Below are 17,707 nucleotides of genomic sequence, written 5' to 3'. Positions count from 1 at the left end.
AATCCCGGCGCCTGACCAGGCGCGTGGAAAAGCACCGCAACGGCGACCACAGCGTCGCTTCAGGCCGTCAAAAGCTTATCGCCGTGCATCAAGGCGGCTAGATAGATAAGCGTTCGGAATCCGTGGTCGATCGGGACGTCAGAGTACTGAGCAACTGCGATCATGCCCAAGCGTGGAAGATCACCAGTGGTCAATCGACACACGCCCCAGTTAACGGCCCCGCCTCGTCAGCATGGCCATGCAAGCCTTTGATAGATATGACGAATCTGATCATAGTATTTTGAATGCATAACAATCCCGCTCGATACCCCACTGGCATGCTGGTTCACAACGTTAGACGGCGCCTATATTCTTGGCCATGTTGTAGCCATGCCCGCCTCTACCATCTTGGAGCGCTGGATCGTGCATGGCTGGATGAAGCCGCCGATCAAGGTTGTAGATAAGACCTTCATCAACTATGCCCTTGCCGAATATACTCAACCGCTAGCCCTGAGCCGTCAGGAGCGCCAGTGCCCGACAGAATCTTCTCGTCGCGCGAAGAACGTTGTGTAAAATGTGGCTGCGGCTGGGTCTGCCATTCGGAGGCAACACAATGAAAATGACAACTCTGTTTGCCGCGACACTGTGTTTCACGCTTGCACTGTCGGCAAACGCATGGGTTGACTTTGTAGACTGCTCCGCGGACCAACAGCCGATAGTTCAAAGCGCCATAGACAGCTCGCACGCCTGGATCGACAACGCGTTGGCCAACATTGCGCTCCCGCAACCTAATGGGACATATGCGAAATGGTTCGGCTCTTATACGGATAGCAACCTCTCTACAGTTAAAACAAATCTGCAAACAATACGATCGCACCTGCTGATCGGCGTGATCTCGGCACATTGCCAGTGCCCCGCTTCGGCTGACACAGACCATGACTACGCGCTTGTGGACAGTCCCAATCATGGGATAAAGAAAACGCCATATAATGTCTACTTCTGTAATAAATTTTTTGCGGGAGCGACGCCCGATATTGGCTTTGATTCGCGGCCAGGCATTGTCATACACGAGATGTCGCACTTTGATAACGTAGCCGATACTATCGACGAATGCAGTTCATTCACGAACCGTCAAAGTTTGGCAGCGCTGCCGGATCATGCTATCGTAAGCGCTGGTAACTACGAGTATTACGTCGAGGAGGTGCAGCCCTGAGCCGCTTGTTACCTCAGGTGGTTAGGCGACGCTCGCGGTCTTCAAATTTGCTCGATATATGGACAACCTGATTGGAGGGAAAAGACATGCGCTATACATTGATAGGCTCAACGCCCCTGATATTCATTCTCTTAACAACTTTTGCAGTTGTCGCTGCACCTACTAAAAAGTCCTACAATGTTTCTGGATTGACTATTGAGGAGTTGGCGTCCTCCCTCAATGCAAGTGGTCCTGATGGAGGTTGGGGTGAAACAAAAAATCAATGGTCTTACGAAACGAAATGGGTGATAGATGGGGATCAACTCAAAGTTAGCAAGGTTTCGGTGAAAATAGAAACAACAATAACGATGCCGAGTTGGCCTGGGTATTCAGCGGCGTCCAAATGTATGAAGTCTAGCTGGGACAAGATGTACAAGAGCCTGCAGAATCACGAACAGCAGCATATGAAGATCGCGCAGGGCGTGGATGATAAAATAAAAAATGCGATTCTCGCACTGCCGCCACAACCGTCATCATCAACTCAAGACGATTTGACTGCCCTGTCAGACGCGACAATGCAGCCTATAATAGAAACAAACAACACAGCTCAAGACAAACTTGATTCTGATACGGACCATGGCAAGAGCGATCCAAAAGACCCTGTAACATTGAACTCTTGCCCATAAAACTTGACGCACCCTTATATTTTGCGACATCTCGTGAAGGCAAGGGCAGCAGCCCTAGCAGGCAATTGGTGTAACCGCGCCAAGAGATTTTATTGATCGTATACTTTGGCCCAGATGTAAGGTATGGCAATTCGGTAAGCGTATCACCTTGTTTATCTTAACGGCACGTCCAGTCGGGAGGGTGCCAACAATTTCGGTTTCCCTGAATCGGCATTTTCCCGGAAGGATCTCCTCGAAAAAAATGGGGCTGTGCGGATATTCAAATCGTCTCCAAACGTCGCCGACTGATCCTCGAGTTCTTCGGGAGCTTGGCCGACAAAGCCGAGCAGCTTGTTCGTTCTTGCAGTACCTGTGCAGCTTCTTCAGCGCGTGCGTTTGTCCCACGCTAAATTAGAACGGGGTGATTGACGACACGGTTAAGTTCAGTATAGTGCGATCATTGTGGGGTCTGCATGAGAAGTTCTGACTTTTCAAGATAACATAAGATCTGCAACTTGGATCGATTGCCTCGACCTAAGCATTATCTCGTTGTGCCTAAGCGGTGTCACGTGATTGTCGGGGGGGTAAAGTGCATGTCCAAGCAGGTAACGGTGCCGCCCTTTAATCGCCGAAGGGTGCTATTGTCCATCGCGACGACGGGTTTGTTTTCACCTTTTTTGATTGGCGGCGCCGCACCTCCGCAACAAAACCACAAACATCCAACCGCTTGCCGCCCCCCTGTTCCGAAAGCCGACATCATCATCGGCAAACGAACAGATGACATTTTGACTTTCGATCCTCATGAAAACTCGTCGTCCACCGCCGCCGAGATCATCGGAAATCTTTACGAAACTCTCATCACCTGGGATGGCACCACCTATTCTCCTGGTCTTGCGAATAAATGGGGGAATCCGTCGAAGGACAATCTGAATTGGGATTTTTACCTGTCCCCTGGCCACGTGTTTTCAACGGGAAATCCGGTAAGCCCTAACGACATCATCTATAGTTTCAAGCGCCTCTTCATAATAGGGAAAGCTCCGGCATCTGCTCTTGCCCCACTCGGTTTGACTTCCGAGAACATCGAGAAAAGCGTAACGTTCATTGCACCGAACCAATTGACCATTTCGCTGCCAACTGGCGCCGCCACCCACCTTCTCTTTCCATTCCTGGCCGCAGCGGCAGGAAGCATTCTGGATATCAACGAGGTAAAATCTCGCCTATTGGTCGACCCATCCAGTCCGCCTGTGAAAGAATTCGACTGGCTGGACCCGCGCTTCGATCGGGGCGCGGGCTGGCTCAAGTCTTCAAGCGCGGGATCCGGTCCGTTCCGCCTCATCAATGCAGTTCGCTCCGACGAGATCGTGCTGCAAACGAACTGCTATCACCCGAGCCATGCCAAGGCGCATCGCATTGTCGTTCGCGACATACCGGACGGTCGAGAACAAATTCGCCTGCTGGAAAAGGGTAAGTTGGATGCCGGGTGGAATGCAGAAAGACCCGACCCTTTGGTCGCAAATTCAAGAAAAGTACTCTCAAGGAAGCAGACGCAATCTAACCAGAAGCTTCGTGACATCCGGGTGCCAAGGGCAAATCTCCTAGTGCTCGGCATGAACATAGCTGATGCCTCTCTCAGCGATCCAAAGGTAAGGGAGGCGATCAAGATTTCCATTGATCGAACAAAGTTGGTGAGTAGGCAAAACGCCTCGCGCTGGTCGCCACAGCAGCATTTCTGCCCCTCTCCGCTACTGCCCCTCCCCACGGATCAGTCAGATGACCTAGCCGCCGATCGAACGCGTGCCAAGACGCTTCTGGACGGCACGGCTACGCTTTCGCTCGCCTATGCTGAAGGAGCAGCCTTGTCGAGCGTAGTCAGCTCCCTGGCAAAACAACTTGCCACCGTCGGTATTGCGATTGATCTCCAACCCTCTGTGTCAGGACGCGCGTTTTTCCGGGGATTAGCCGAGCGGAATCACCAATTGGCACTCTTTAGCTGGAGTTCCGACTATCTAGATCCTTATTCAAACGCCTATGCATTCTGTGTCAGCGATGATCGCGCTCGCACTCCGGCTTGGTACTGTCAATGGCAGAATCCAACGATAGTCGAACAAGCACTCGCAGCAGCGGTCGAGCCCGACCCTGCTAAGCGGACTGATCTATACCTGAATCTCGACCACACGCTGCGGATTGAAGGTCCGTATCTTTTCCTGCTGGAGGAAACCGTCCAGGTCACCACGAAGACCGGCATCCCAATGCAGGTCGGCGTCATCGATAATTTCACCCGCTATCCGCTCTCGCTTCACCGGTGAGTCGAATTCAACCTACCCGCCAATCGTCAGTCCCGAGGTTCGCATGAACAAGATCTCCCGACGGGAATTCCTGGTAGGTGCTGGCGCTTCAGTACTCGGCCCGACATGCGCATATGGAAACGATTCCGAACCCCAATTTGTTCAGGACAATGACCTCATCCTGTTGAAGATGGGCGGCAGCACGCTCTTCTCGGTCAGTCCGATCTCCGCCGCTCTCGGCGGCCTGCTTCAATCGTCGGTTTCATCACGCCATGCGACGATTGCCGGCAAGCTTGGCACTATCGTCGAACTGATCATAGATCAAACTGGGGATAGATGGTCGTTCTACTCGAACTGGAATTTCTCGGAAATCGGGGTGCGCGTCTCGAGCAAGCCTGTAGCTCTGCGGCCGCACATCGCGGTTGAACTCATCACAGATATCCGTGGCCAGTCACTAAAACGATTGCTCGATCTGGTGGCAAGCCACGACTTGAGGGCTCCAAGCCGTTGCGCATTGCGATTGAACAAGACCTCTGCCTGGCTTGACGCCGGCCGAGGTCGCTTCTCGGTCCTCAACGGGCATCTCGCCGGACGTCAGCTTGTGCTTTCAACTCGTGGAGAGACAACGGCAGAATTGGTTGATGAACTGCGGTCGCAGAAATTCGTCATCGGCAAGAAAGCAGGCGTCAGCGCTTGGTTGAGTCCGACCGATCTACTGAAAGCCGGGTTTGATGCCAAAAAGCGTCTTTCGCTATCTGGGCAGTTCAATCTGGTGCTCAGAAATGGAAAAGATCAGATCGCTGATATTCCCTGTAACCGGGCTCTGATAGCTTCGCAAAAAGCGTACCGCTCTTGGCTGTTTAACACCATCGACAAGCCATGGCGGCTCACTACACCGTTCACGGTCCTTGAAGTCGAAGTTCAAAAAACCGACTCCGCCGAAATCTCGCATCCACTTGGACTATCAATTGGTTCGGGCGATATCCTTGCGACCATCGACGCCGATTTGACCGTCCATTCTACAACTCTGGCCGTGGCAGACGCCGATCGGACCCGGTTCGACCTGGCCAGTCCCCTACACCTGGCGCTGATTGGACCACCGGCAGCCAAGTCGGTCAATGGAAACCAACCCAAACTCCCGCTGAAGCCCACTTTTGCCCTGTCGAAACCAGAAACGCCGTTTAAGGTTAACCTTGATCATGCGGCTTTACGTGTTTGGCGCGGACAGGATCTTTTCTCCCTCACATTTCGTTTCCGGAACGTGGGGCTATCGATTGGAAAGACGACGGCGCTTGTCCCAATGCCGATCGCCGACCCCGCTGCCGACGAACCCGGCGAAGCGCTTCTGATTGCCGAATTTCCTCCCCAGCATATTATGGAGCGGACGTTCCTCAGGCAGACTACCCTGCTTCCCGATGTCGAGGTTGAGATTGCCCCCGCAAGGCTCCGGCTACTGCAGCGACTGGAAGCCTCCGCGCAGAGGAACGGATCTAGGCCCTCGAACATTGCTGCGCCCGCCTATTCCTGCGCAGCTGACAAAGAGAGGATGCTCCTGGCCGAGGCAGACACGACTGACGCCAATGTCATCCGGTACAATATTCGGAACGAAAAGTACTGCCGCGAGCAGAGGGACAATCCAGACGGACCCTATATATTCGCTGAGTTTGCAAAGGCATGGGATGAAGCGCAACTAACCAAACCATTTGGGCCGTGGGTTGGTCCTGCCGGACTATTCTCAATCGAGGCGCGGCGCGCCGCGCGCCGGCTCTCCGAGTCGCGCCGGACAGACGCATTGGACAAATTGAAGAAGAAATTGGACGATGGATCCTTCGACAGCACGGATTTTCCAACAGCTGTCAATGCGCTCGCTCTTCCGACTCTTCCACTGGGCCGAGCCGAAGCAAGGGCTTGGCTGGAGAGTTTGGACCGCGGCGAGCGCCTAACGGCTCCTGAAGACGAGCATCTCGACGACTTTAAGAAACTGATCAACGAGGCCGGCCGACGGTCGGACGATTTTGCCGAGGTCAAGAAGAAAGCATTTCCTTCAGGCAAGGCAAGTAACCCACCGTCCGAGTCGCAATTTGTACTGCTCCCGGAGTGGCCATTCACTCAGAAAGACAAGGATTTTGTCTTCGCAGGTCGGACTGCTCCTGTGGTCAACGTCCCGCAGATGAAGATTGCTGTTCAGAATCTCGTCGAGGCAGAGTTGGCCGCCACCTTGGACACAGCCCACAACGATGAGGAAGCCGAGAAGGCGAAGGAGGCTTTCCGCCGGCCTGTTCAGGCGTGGATATCCGATCCGTCACGGGTTGCCTTTGCCGTGGGCGAGGATGCCATTCATCTCAATATCGACAGTCTCACGAACTGGAGTTCGTACCAGCTTCGGGTCGTCCAGCGTGCCAGGCGCAAATATAAGGAGATTAAGGACAAGAAACACGCGCCGATCCCCGAGGGCAATCCGGAAATCATATTGAAGGAACAGGGAATTTCCTGGGGCCAAGCTGCTTCCGGGCAGGAGCGCATGAACGAAATCGTCAAAACGCTACTGCGCCCGCAACAACATGATACGGCTCTGGAGATTCCAACAGGGCTCACGCTTTCTCCGGCGCAGGATGCCCGCTGGATCACGCCGAGAAGGAACCTACCAGACAAGGTCGCTGCCCTTTCTGGGCACCTGCCTAGGCCGGTATGGCAGGCTCGCCTGGTCGAGGCACAAAGGATTCCGTCGCTTAGAGCCATCTGGTCGGACGAATTTGACCAAGTCATAAGAAAATTCAACGAAACGGACAAAGGGAACGGGCCATCTGACATTTGGACCGCACCGGACGACAACAAGCCCTACCGAACGGCGATGAGTCCGGCGGATAGAGCGGAGTTGGTGGCACTTTCATCGATATATGGCCTACCTGTTGTTGCGTCTAATGATCAGGGCAAGAGCAGTCAGGTAAAGGCGCCCGAACGCTATGTAACAGATGCAGTAAGCGAGCCTGCGGTCTTTATGCCCGTGCCTCTGCAGGCCCGGCGCCTGGCCCTCGGATCGACCGGTGCGATGCTGGATCTAGATACGACCTTTCCGCTGGTCACGGCAGTCCGGATGAAAAGCGGTCACCCACTTTACGACAGCTTCAGCTTGCAGCGCTGGCGAACTTTGATCAATGACGGCAGCGATTCCATCACAGTGGTTGTGCGCGCAGGATACCTGTTTCCTCTCGGGCACAAGGCTTCGCTGGTGAAAGTTACTGAGCCTCGGCTGCGGCCGATAGATCCTTTGCGGCCCTCAGCCGGCTACTCGGTAGAGCAAGCGACACGAACCTACATTGAAGTGACTCGCGCGTCGCACCAATATGCAGCCGTCGGACAACTGCATGACGCGCGCGATTACCAGGCGCGCGAGGTCAAGCTCCTAACGCTCCGTACACCGGATCTGATCGATCCGGCCGATGATAAACAGCCACCTGAGCAGAATTTTACCGGCACTCCACAGGAACGCGCCGCAGCCATCAGTGGCGCGCTTCAGCAACCGCTCATCGCAGGTCCACATGGCGCAGTTCGCGGGTGGATAGATTCCAGCGCAAAGCCAGGAGAAGCACTGCCTGGACGCCTCGTTGGAATTGTCTTTTGGCCCCGCACTGAGAAAGGAACTAAGGGAACGGTCTGTTTCCGCATGCAAGTCGATGGAGAATCAACGCCCATCTCGATGCCGCTGATGTTCGTGGATCATCGGGCAGCAAGTGACCCGGCCACCATGAAGGCCCTGTGCGACTACTATAAGGGTGGGAGGAGCAACGACAGCGACAAGCCGAAAGACTGGAAACGGGTCAACCATTTCGGCGCAATGCGCGCCTATGCGGAAGAACAGCGCAAGGGCCAATGCACCTTTGCCACCGATTGGCAGGACATTGAGGCCGTCGGCGGAGCAACCTCGTTCAACCTCGACGCCGCCTTGCTCGCTGCAGAGCAACCGCCGTTCTATCCGCAGATGCTTTCAGCCCAGGTGCGTCCACAGCAGATTCAGGGCCTCACCGGGTCGACGGCTCCGGCTCTCCAAGTTTCATACGCCTGTGACTACGTGAGTTATGGCTTCACCCCTCCAATAGAATGCCAGATCCCCGACGCTGACACTTACCTAGTGGTAAACAACAATCCCCGTGTCATGCTTGATATGGGATCGCACGGAGACCAAGGCGGTACTGTCGCCCGAAAGGCCATGGAGATTTGTGGACTGAACCGGCGCTTCGGTCTTGCAGGCCCACCCATTCCCTCTTGCACCGCATGCGGGCCCACGACGCCTCCTCAGAAGACCGGCAGCCTCTTACCTGACTATCAGACGACCGGGGCGCTCTTGGGGCCGATGTCGAAACTTGCTTCGCTTCAGCCTGCTACCCCGGTTCGTCTTGGCTGCGAACAGTCGTCAAAGGATCCAGACACAATTCTGAACAAGGATTTGGCGGTCGGCCATTTAGCAGAAAATGCCACATTCCTAGGCCTTCTGAAGCTGCGCGATTTCATCATCGCAATCGCAGGCGACAAAATCTCGTCAAGCAATATTCCGGCCCTGGAAGAGATAACCAACTTCTCCGACCAGGCGTTCCTTGAGGTTACTAACGCGCTTCGCCAACCAGTGAAGGATCTGATCGCCCAACTCAAGGCCAAGGCCGGCGATGTCATCTTCCCAAATTTTTCAGTAACCCTTGCCGAACTCGACTGCGTTCTGGACAGGGCCGCCCCGGTCCAGGGCCTGCCGCCTCTGACCACAGAGGAGGAGATCGAAATTGCGACTCAAATCTGGGCCCTCGGACAGCAGGTCGCTAAAGAACTTGACGCAATAGCCCGAACCCCGATCGGCAATATCGCCGAGCGGCTGCGCGCCTATCTCGTCGACAGCCAGGGGCAGATCGTCGATATTTTCCAGAACCGCTTCGCTCCCTGGAATGACGTCCAACTCCAGCTTGCGACACTCGTCGCTGAAACGGCAGCGAAAATTCCGGACGGGATGGTGACATTCACCGACCCAGATCTGTCCGGGAAGCTCGCGTCGGCAATCAAGGTTGCCGTTGAATCGCCGAGCGTCTGGCGTGATCCGAACAAGGAGCCGTTCGCCGCGATTATCGATAAGATCAGAGATGTCGGGCCGCCACCGACGGTCGGAAAGCTCGAAGACATCCTTGTCGAGGGCCCACTCTACCCATTGGTGAACGACCTGCTGGCGATACTCCGACAGCAGGTGAAAGATTTCCAGTTTTCTTCCCTGACGGATGCGATGAAGTGGGCGACCGATGCTGTTGAAAAGGCGCAAGCCCTTTATGACAAGTTCCACACGCTTGCCAGCCTCGACCTGACAATTTGCAACAACAGCGTAGCTGCCATCAACGACCTCCTTCAAGCAGCCGTCCCCAAATTTGACAGCGGGATAGCAGACAACGCCGCCAAGGCGCTGATGCAAGCCCGTAGCGACATCGACAAACTCCGCCACGACATTGCAACCGAGATCAGCAACCTCGGGCCTGCGGCTCAGCCATCGATCGATTACCTTGCAAAACTTAAGGCGTTCCTGGACGGCTGGTTGAACGCACTTAGCACCCAGGTTATCGACGACCTAAAGGTTTTGTTCACGGCCGCTTCGGACGTTCGCAAGATCGTCGACAACGCCACAAGCTCTCAAAGCTGCGTTCAGTTCGCTATCGAATCTGCGAGAGCGGTCGCCAGACTGCGTGTGGCTCGCCTGAACTTGCTGGATGCTTGGATCAGCACCGCAAACAAGTTTCCCAATACACCTCTTCCAGCACTTTGGCCGGAGGCCAATGCGACCATTACGGCCCTCTCACAACAGGTTCGCGACCAGATCGAGAGCGTCGTCAAATCGACAATCAGTGATGCGATTAACTTTCTGGTGCTATACCCCCTACACGCGGGCCAGCAAGCCTGGAGCAGTGCACGTTCCCACCTGCCGCAGGATCCGGATCTTATCAAAGCATACGCGGATCTCGACGCCGAGGTAAAAAAAGTCGGCAAAAACTTCCAGGACGTGCTCGCAACCTGGCCCAATCCCTCCACGGGCGATGCAGCCAGTGCCCAGAAACGGGCTCTCGACCTCATCGCAGCTGCCCGCGGTATCGACACTAATGCACTCAAGAAGCTCGAAAAACCGCTTTTAGACGGTGCTATCCGGGCGGCATCAGGAAGACAGCTGAAAGAGATTGAGCCACAGCTGAATAATTACGCGAAAGGAGTCCTGGACGGAATTGGAGTGTTCTATGGCACTCTCATTGAGATTCGAGGAAAGGCCTACCAAGCCGTGCAAGACGCACTCGGCGATGATGGAATGAAGCTCACTCGCGATCTTTTCGGGCAACCGACGCAGGAACTCGTCGGAGACGATGGATGCCTCGATGACTGGCGCGATTACATCTTCTTAGTGCGTGGTCAGTCCAATGTATGCAGCCCGCAGAAAGATGCGCTGACCGACGAGCGGGACGAGTTGAACGCCGGCACAAAGGATACGCTGGTTTCGATCCTCAAACGCTGGGCGGATGGAAAGTCTGCTCCGCAGAAACTTCTGTATCACGTCGACCATTTCGCAAAGCTAGGCGTGCGTGCAGCCATTCTAAGAGTGTTTGATGTCGAACAGCTTCGACAAACGATCCTCGATGCCCTCGCGCGGGCGATCCCTACCCGCCGAACGCTGAAGAGCAAGCTGTCACTGCCACTTTCAACAACATCCGTCGGGATCGGCACGTTCCGTCCGATAGGTGGCGAGGGCACCCTCACGCTCGATACCACCGCTACCGTTGACCTTCTCCATGCCGGAGCTCCCGAAACCGACCTGAAGGGCATCGTGTCACCCTTCGAGCTCGAAATACTCTCGATCATGACGTTCAGTTTCCGTGACGGCATCAGGTACATCAAGGGGCCGAAAGACGGCCGTGGCGAAGTGACCGCTCGACTAGGTGCAGAGGATATTCAATTCGGCGACAAGCTGTCTTTCCTCGCCGAACTGAGTCGCTCGCTCGGATTCGGAGGGGATGGCGATGGACCCTATTCGATCATCCACATCGACAGTCCCGCCATTGAGGCGGGTTACCGTATCGGCATTCCTGTCATCACGCTCGGCGTGACATTCACGAACATCCATTTTGCAGGCGCGGTCGTTCTCCCATTCACATCCGGTGCTGCTCGCCTGCGTATGGCCCTGGGCTCTCTCGATTCTCCGTTCATGATTTCAGTCGGAATCTATGGCGGGTCCGGTTTCATGGGTTTCGAAGCCAGTCCTCAAGGCATCGAGCTCTTCGAGGCAAGTTTCGAATTCGGCGGTATCGCCTCAATCGGCTATGGCCCATTGCAGGGCACAGCCTACGTGACCACCGGCGCCTATGTTCGCACCGCGAAAGGCAGCGGCTGCACGTTTGCCGCCCTGTTTTCCGCGGGCTTTTGTGCGCACATCGCGTGTTTTGGGATCAGCGCTGCATTCACGTTGCGTCTTAAGAAAAGTGACGGTGATAGCTCGGTCCAGGGCGAGGCACAGCTGACATTCACCTTCTCTGTATCCTTTGCAAAGGTGCACTACACGATCCGGGTGGCCCGCACGATGCAGGCGGGCTTCGGTGGCGGCGGGCAGCAGGCCGCGTTCAATACTTTGCCCCATTCCGGTGTGCGACTCGCAGCTCTCGATGGTTTCCTCCCCGATTGCTATCCGTTTGAACAGAAAGCCGAGATCTGGACAGAGAGCTACAGCCCCGGCGAGACATGGTCGACCTTCGCTGCACAGTTTGACATGCAGTTTCAACCAGAGTTTGAGACATGAGCGACCTTCCGATTTCGACTGAGCCAGACACTGACGCAGGCATCCCTTCTGACGAGGTTGCTTCTGGAGCAACGGTTGCGATTGCCAGCTGTGTGGTCGCGGATGGATTTGTGGAAGTGTCGGACACTCGTTATGCACGCGCCACGCTTGTGGCGCGCCCGGTGGCGCCTAAGGACGCAACAATTCAGAGCACTGATGTCGACCCAGCGGTCTGGCCCTCCAAGATAATCGAGAAGCATTTTGCCTCATCCGGCCCCGACCGGATGAAAACAAAGGTACGGATTCTGCCGATTCCGAATGGGCTCTCAAAGGACACGACTGCGGCCGAGATTGAAAGCTTCGCCGGCGATGTCGGTGCAGAAGAGATCGACGCCTATGTCCACTGGGGTCTAGATCCAGCTACTTCCATGAAGATTGATCGGTTCTGGCAATCGACAATGAACCCCGAGTCCACAGCCGGCGACCGTTCATTCTGGCATTTGTTGGTCGAGGCAATCAAACCAGCCCCGGCTGACAAGCCGAGTGCCGTGCTGCCTACACCGCATCATGCGGCTGCCCTCGCCTTTTCGTTGTCCCGCGGAAAAATGGTGCTGGACTCTCTTGCGGGACCAGCATCCCCCCTGGCAAACAGAGAGCGCGCCAAAGAGGCCAGCCTGGACAGGCCGTGGTACCAGCGACCCCCTCAGATCAAAGTTGCGAGCCTCGATTCCAGTATCGGCTTCGCGTCGACCAGGGAAGCTTCCCCCGAGGAAGAAGAATACTGGATGACACCGTACCGCAGGAGCACCGCGGCACTGCTGGCAGGCGACGCAAAACAAAGTTACTGGCCTACACCGCGAACCATCGCGGATGCCGTCCTCGCCGGCGGTCAGGCGGCCGCCGAGTTCGTTGAACAGGTTCATGCGGCGCACCATTTAACGACACCTGAAGGCAACGAATCGTTGTTTTGCGCTACGCCAGAGCAAGAACTGGCTATTGTTCAGCGCCGGCTCGGTGCACTACTGAGCCTACCGACGCTCCAGCGGCTATTCAGTTTTGCTTTTGATCTCCTTATCGAAGATCAGAAGATTCAGGCAGCACTGGCCAAAATGCGCCCGATTGTGTCTGTTCCATCCCCATTCGTTATCCTAGCTCCCGTCACCGGAAATAGCTTCAGCTGGACTTTGGCCCGATACCAGCCGGATCGGAGTGATTCAAAATCGCTGTTCTTGCCGGCTTCGTGGGACGAACTTGGCGGGAAAATGTCATCGTCGATCGTCACGGGGCTGCGCAATCTTGGCGAACTGGATGACACGAGCCATCCGCGATATGACATAATCACGATTGATCCTCCGCTTGCTACCGAGAGCAACATTAATCACGCCGCCCGCGGCACTGACGAAGGAGCCGCGATCGCCCCGGCCAGCGACGGTGTTCCTGTCCTGCATAATGGAGGTTTCCGCGTTGTTGAGTTGCCAGACAGCTGCGCCGCGCAAGTGCTGGCATTGAGCGAAGGGCATCACGTCGTGGCCGTTCAGGACGCCAACGCGTTGAAGGTGGGGGACCGGCTGATGATCGGTCTGAAGACCAGACGCGGTGTACTTTGGCGGAGTCCCGATTACCGGATCGTTCGCTTCGAGGATCCCGCGGCGAACAATCCGAAGGATTGGGTCGAAACGGAACTTGCACGCCGGTTCCACTCCTCCGGCGAGCAGCGTCGGATCGAGCTAGATGCAGTCACCACCGTGTCAGTAGTGCAGATGTGTCTCGACAATACCATGACGTCTCCACCCAGCGATGGCGACGATGATCGCGACCCCGTCACCAGGCAGGCGATCAAGATCATTGTCGACAACACCATTGCACTATGGGGAAGCGATCCGGCCGGTGTTTCGCCACCGGAAGTCGGTAAGGACGGCAGGGTCATCACCAGAAAGAAAATTGCGGTCGTCCAGGAACTAGACGTCACCCGACACTTCAGAGCGCCCAGCGCCCGCAACGGCGATCCGTCGGAGGCTTTGAGCCCGTCCTTGCGTTTTGGATGGCCGTATTTTGCTGTCGTCGCACCCGTGTTTGATGGCGGCGGAAGCGTCCCGGCGCGCCAAATTGGTGTGATTGTCGACCAAAATCGTGAGTTGGCACTGCCTCCTGTCAAGGATGAAGGGGGCCGGCGCTTTCTGCGCCATGAGCGCTTAAACGCACCTATGGTGCTCATCCTAGAAAGCGACTTCAACGAACTCGACAAGATGCAGCCGCCGCAGCGGGGCGCGGACATGTATGTCCGAACCACCTCGGACGGAAAGGCAAATGTCATCCGGAGCCGGCGCCTGATCGTGCCTCCCCCGGTCCCCCTGCAGTTCGCAATGCTGCACGACGTTCTACGCGATCTCGGCCCCAACGTAACGGTTCCACGTCAGGGGTTGAACGGCCTTTCCCTTCTCGGCAAGCACGACGACAACCTGCCAAGCCGAGTTCGCGTCGGGAGTGCAAGGATCGAAGACTCCCAACGACCCCCATATTATCCGGATCCGGCAGCGAGCACTCTCATGCTTGGCCTAAAACTCCAGGCCGAGACTGGTTTGGCCGAACTCCCGTTCGTCGAGCAGCCATTACCCATCGCGATAGGAGCAAGTACCTGGGCAGATACTGGACTGCGGGACATGCCCAAGTGGCCGGATATTCTTCCCGTTCACATCGAACTCAAGAGGGAGACGGCTCCAGGCAATGAGAAAAGGCCTAGGATCGTACCGCTTGGACCGCGCTGGCTGGTCGGCAAAGAGAAGCTTGTTTCCAAAGCCCAGGAGGGGGCCGTCCTAGTACAGGCTGCGGAAGTTCATCTGCGTCCCGGAGAGAGTCTCCTGCTACAGGCTTGGCTCTGTCCTACAATCAATCAACTGGCTGAGTGGTTTGACGCAATTGAAGCAGCGGGGGTGCTCGCTTTGAACGATGGATCAAATGATGTTCAATTCTCGGGCGACCCGCACTCTGCTTGCATTGCAGCGCTTCAGAGACTTTTGGACGTCAAGCTTGGCGCTGATGCGATTGCAAAGGCAAGTATAACCGCGTGCTCGGGTGCTGGTGGTTTGGCAGCGCCACCAAAACAGACCATCCGGATGCTGGCCGGTCTTGTCTATCGCGAGTTGCTTCTGCGTCCAATCGCAGCGCTATCGACGCCGCAGACGATGCGTCTGAACCATGCGCTAGATGATAAGCTCATTCCGAAGCCACGATTTGGCAACCAACTTGCCGTGATCCGCCGGATATTCAGCGGCGGCAGCCCTGGAGATGGCTCGACACCAGTTGATCCGTCCCGCACAGCACCGTCGGTCGCCGCGGAAACCCCGGCGGACTTTCTAACCAAGACTCCAATCATCGATTGGGGTCTTGGCAGTAGTCAGGAAGGGGCAACAAATTTCTTGATTGGCGGCGAGATAAACTTCGATCCGGCGAGCACGGCAGGTCTCAACATAGAAGTGGCCTGCGCGGCCCCATTCGGAGACGCACTTGACCCAGGAACAGGACGCACACCTGGCCAGAGGCTTAACAATCAGTGGCCTGAGAATTTTGATCTCGAGGACCCCAAGTTTTACGGGTTCAAGATCGACAAGAATCGAAACATTGAATTTCCTCTCAAGAAGGTAACGGCGCTGAAATTGGATGGACTCCCGCTGCCGGCGGACGGCCGCGCCGGAATGCGTAGATATTCGCTCGAAGATCTGATGGCAGCAGCTTGGGGAGATGCCCACCCGCTTGGAAAAGCCCTACGCGCGGCGCTCCCCGCAGTTTTTGGTGGGACCGGTGCGCGGCGACTTTGGTTGAGAGCCCTCCCCATCAACCGACACAACGGCCTGCTTCTCCAACTCGGCAAGCGGTCGAACAGGCCGGTCGAGAATTGGCCGAAGAAAGAAGATCCATTTCAGATTTGGTTGCCGTCCACAACGCGGCCGGCACCCCCGGTCATCGACCACGTCAGCGTAGCTTTGTCCGTCAAATCACTAGAGCCGATGACCGGACCGACTTCATTCACCGTTGGGATTGAGCAAGCCACCATCCTGACTGTTTATCATTCTCGTCCATTTTTCAGTTCAGGCGAGGGCGAGAAGTTGGCGCTCGTTTTCTGGCCACCAGGCCTTTTTGTTCGAGGCGTCGAGAAGGATGATGAGGGCATTCCTCTATTATTTACTTCTCCTCCCGACTCGGCAGAGGGGCCAGAGTTCTATGACGAAGATCTTGGTCCGGGAGGAAGGTACATTACGAGGTGGGGAGCTGACCCGTTGACGGGAGAAACAGTTGCCACCAAGGATTACCCGACTGGACCGCTGGTAGATCCATCGAGATTTTCTCCAGACGGCGTGCGCGTCTCTCGCGCCTACATGCCGGTGCCGGTATCAGACCAGAACTGGGCGCCGCACGATCCATCCAAGGACAGCACACCTCCTGCCGCTGCTCCTATTGCTACCCAGCCAACCGAGGCTGGCGCGGGGTCTGGCCCGCCTTCCGGCGGTGCTCACTCGACAGATCAGCCTCCTTCCACGTATCTTGCCGTCGCATTGCAGGCTTTCGAACCACGCTTCGATCCCGTCGAGGAACTATGGTATTTCAATGTCGCCCTTAAGACCGATCCGCTGTCTTTCCCGCGCGTCAGACTGGGGCTTGTGCGATATCAAGCCAATGCCCGGGAGGATAACGTTCCGCTAGAAGGTACCGAACCGGTACGACTTCGAGTTTCGACGCCGGTTGTAGAGTGGGTAAAGCCGTTACCTGGACGGCGAGCTACAGCAAACTGTCACCATCGCGCGGACGGATTCACCGATGTCACAGTCATTGTGGACGGCCCATCTGCTGTCTGGCAAATCGAAGTGAAGGATCGCGCGCCAGTTCGTCCGCACATGATTGTCGAACTGATCCACCGCTGGAAGATCAACGGTATCGATCAGGAGGAAATCGTAACGGACAAGGATTGGCAGCCGGCGGTGTGCTCAACGTGGTCGACCAGCGATAGCGACAGCTCTTCCACTGGGTTGTTTAGATCGCTTCGAGACGGCTACAGTTGGACGTGCATGTTCACAGTCAACAAATTCACCGACGAAGACAACTATTCGATCGCGGTACGAGAGAGCAGAGAAATCGCGCGCGCCAGCAAAACTGGAAAGAAAGTTGGCAAGACCGGCCCCAATTTTGTTGCGGATATTCCGTTGCGAGCTTAGCCGTTGCAGAATTAGTGGCGGCGCGGTTAAACAGAACGTAAGCGTGGCCTGAAGACCGTCGAAATTTTTGCACTGGCTGGGTCTCGCTTAGCTATCGGTGGTAGAGAGGACCTTTGCCTTCACGAAATCTCGGAATTGCAGCTTGGCTTCTGCTGACTGAAACGCGCGGGCCGGGACAATAAATGCGTTGAGGTTGCGCCGCTGGATTATGAGGGCATCGCCGTCTTCTCGAACATCGGCTATTTCTGCCCAAGGTATAGTAGCGCTGCGTTTGCCTATGGTGGTGGCTATACCTTCGCCATCGACCGCAAGGGTCCGCACTTCCGGTTTGAATTTGAGCATTGGAAACAACACGAAGCCCGCTAACGGCAAGATACCGATGGCGCCAACCAGAGCGAGGCCCGTCCATCCAGTCGGCACGCCGCCAAAAATTCCGAGAGAGGCCGCTACAATTACTGCGATGAAAATGCTGCAGTGTGTCTTCCAGAGGCTGTGACGCCAAGTACGCCAATACCACTGCCAAACTTCGTTGCGCTGAGAGGCGTAGTTGATTGAAATGCTCATAGCGCAATATGTGCAACAGTTTGGATTGTTGGGCA

6 protein-coding genes are annotated in these 17,707 nt (G+C 55.8%); 5 read left to right on the top strand and 1 reads right to left on the bottom strand.

What is annotated here, in order from left to right:
• Positions 1-592 precede the first annotated feature (592 nt).
• The 5 genes from NKH93_RS25230 to NKH93_RS25210 all read left to right on the top strand — a co-directional run bounded on the left by NKH93_RS25230 (position 593) and on the right by NKH93_RS25210 (position 17,108).
• Positions 593-1,192, top strand: coding sequence for a M35 family metallo-endopeptidase (locus NKH93_RS25230; RefSeq protein WP_352972573.1), 600 nt, complete (start codon positions 593-595; stop codon positions 1,190-1,192).
• Between the two features lie 86 nt (positions 1,193-1,278).
• Positions 1,279-1,857 (top strand): DUF922 domain-containing protein, encoded by a 579-nt coding sequence (locus NKH93_RS25225; protein WP_352972571.1) that lies wholly within the window; start codon positions 1,279-1,281, stop codon positions 1,855-1,857.
• Between the two features lie 572 nt (positions 1,858-2,429).
• The gene (locus NKH93_RS25220; RefSeq protein WP_352972569.1) at positions 2,430-4,142 is read left to right on the top strand and encodes an ABC transporter substrate-binding protein; all 1,713 of its coding nucleotides are present in this window, start codon (positions 2,430-2,432) and stop codon (positions 4,140-4,142) included.
• 43 nt (positions 4,143-4,185) lie between these two features.
• A complete protein-coding gene (locus NKH93_RS25215; protein ID WP_352972567.1) occupies positions 4,186-11,922 on the top strand; it encodes a hypothetical protein in 7,737 nt (2,578 codons plus the stop codon).
• Positions 11,919-17,108 carry a hypothetical protein gene (locus NKH93_RS25210; RefSeq protein ID WP_352972564.1) on the top strand — a complete coding sequence of 1,730 codons (5,190 nt, stop codon included), beginning with the start codon at positions 11,919-11,921 and terminating at the stop codon, positions 17,106-17,108. Before NKH93_RS25215 ends, NKH93_RS25210 begins: the two co-directional genes overlap by 4 nt.
• Before the next feature lie 87 nt (positions 17,109-17,195).
• Here NKH93_RS25210 and NKH93_RS25205 read toward each other — a convergent pair whose 3' ends face one another.
• Positions 17,196-17,672 (bottom strand): YcxB family protein, encoded by a 477-nt coding sequence (locus NKH93_RS25205; protein ID WP_352972562.1) that lies wholly within the window; start codon positions 17,670-17,672, stop codon positions 17,196-17,198.
• Between the last annotated feature and the right edge of the window lie 35 nt (positions 17,673-17,707).

Origin of the sequence: Mesorhizobium sp. M0954, assembly GCF_040319155.1 — a bacterium.
In the GTDB taxonomy this organism is placed as follows: domain Bacteria; phylum Pseudomonadota; class Alphaproteobacteria; order Rhizobiales; family Rhizobiaceae; genus Mesorhizobium.
This window is presented reverse-complemented; position numbering and strand designations above follow the sequence as displayed.

Excerpts from the sequence above, each read along its gene's own strand:
- NKH93_RS25230 (WP_352972573.1), top strand. The coding sequence starts at position 593 with ATGAAAATGACAACTCTGTTTGCCGCGACACTGTGTTTCACGCTTGCA.
- NKH93_RS25225 (WP_352972571.1), top strand. The coding sequence starts at position 1,279 with ATGCGCTATACATTGATAGGCTCAACGCCCCTGATATTCATTCTCTTA.
- NKH93_RS25220 (WP_352972569.1), top strand. The coding sequence starts at position 2,430 with ATGTCCAAGCAGGTAACGGTGCCGCCCTTTAATCGCCGAAGGGTGCTA.
- NKH93_RS25215 (WP_352972567.1), top strand. The coding sequence starts at position 4,186 with ATGAACAAGATCTCCCGACGGGAATTCCTGGTAGGTGCTGGCGCTTCA.
- NKH93_RS25210 (WP_352972564.1), top strand. The coding sequence starts at position 11,919 with ATGAGCGACCTTCCGATTTCGACTGAGCCAGACACTGACGCAGGCATC.
- NKH93_RS25205 (WP_352972562.1), bottom strand. The coding sequence starts at position 17,672 with ATGAGCATTTCAATCAACTACGCCTCTCAGCGCAACGAAGTTTGGCAG.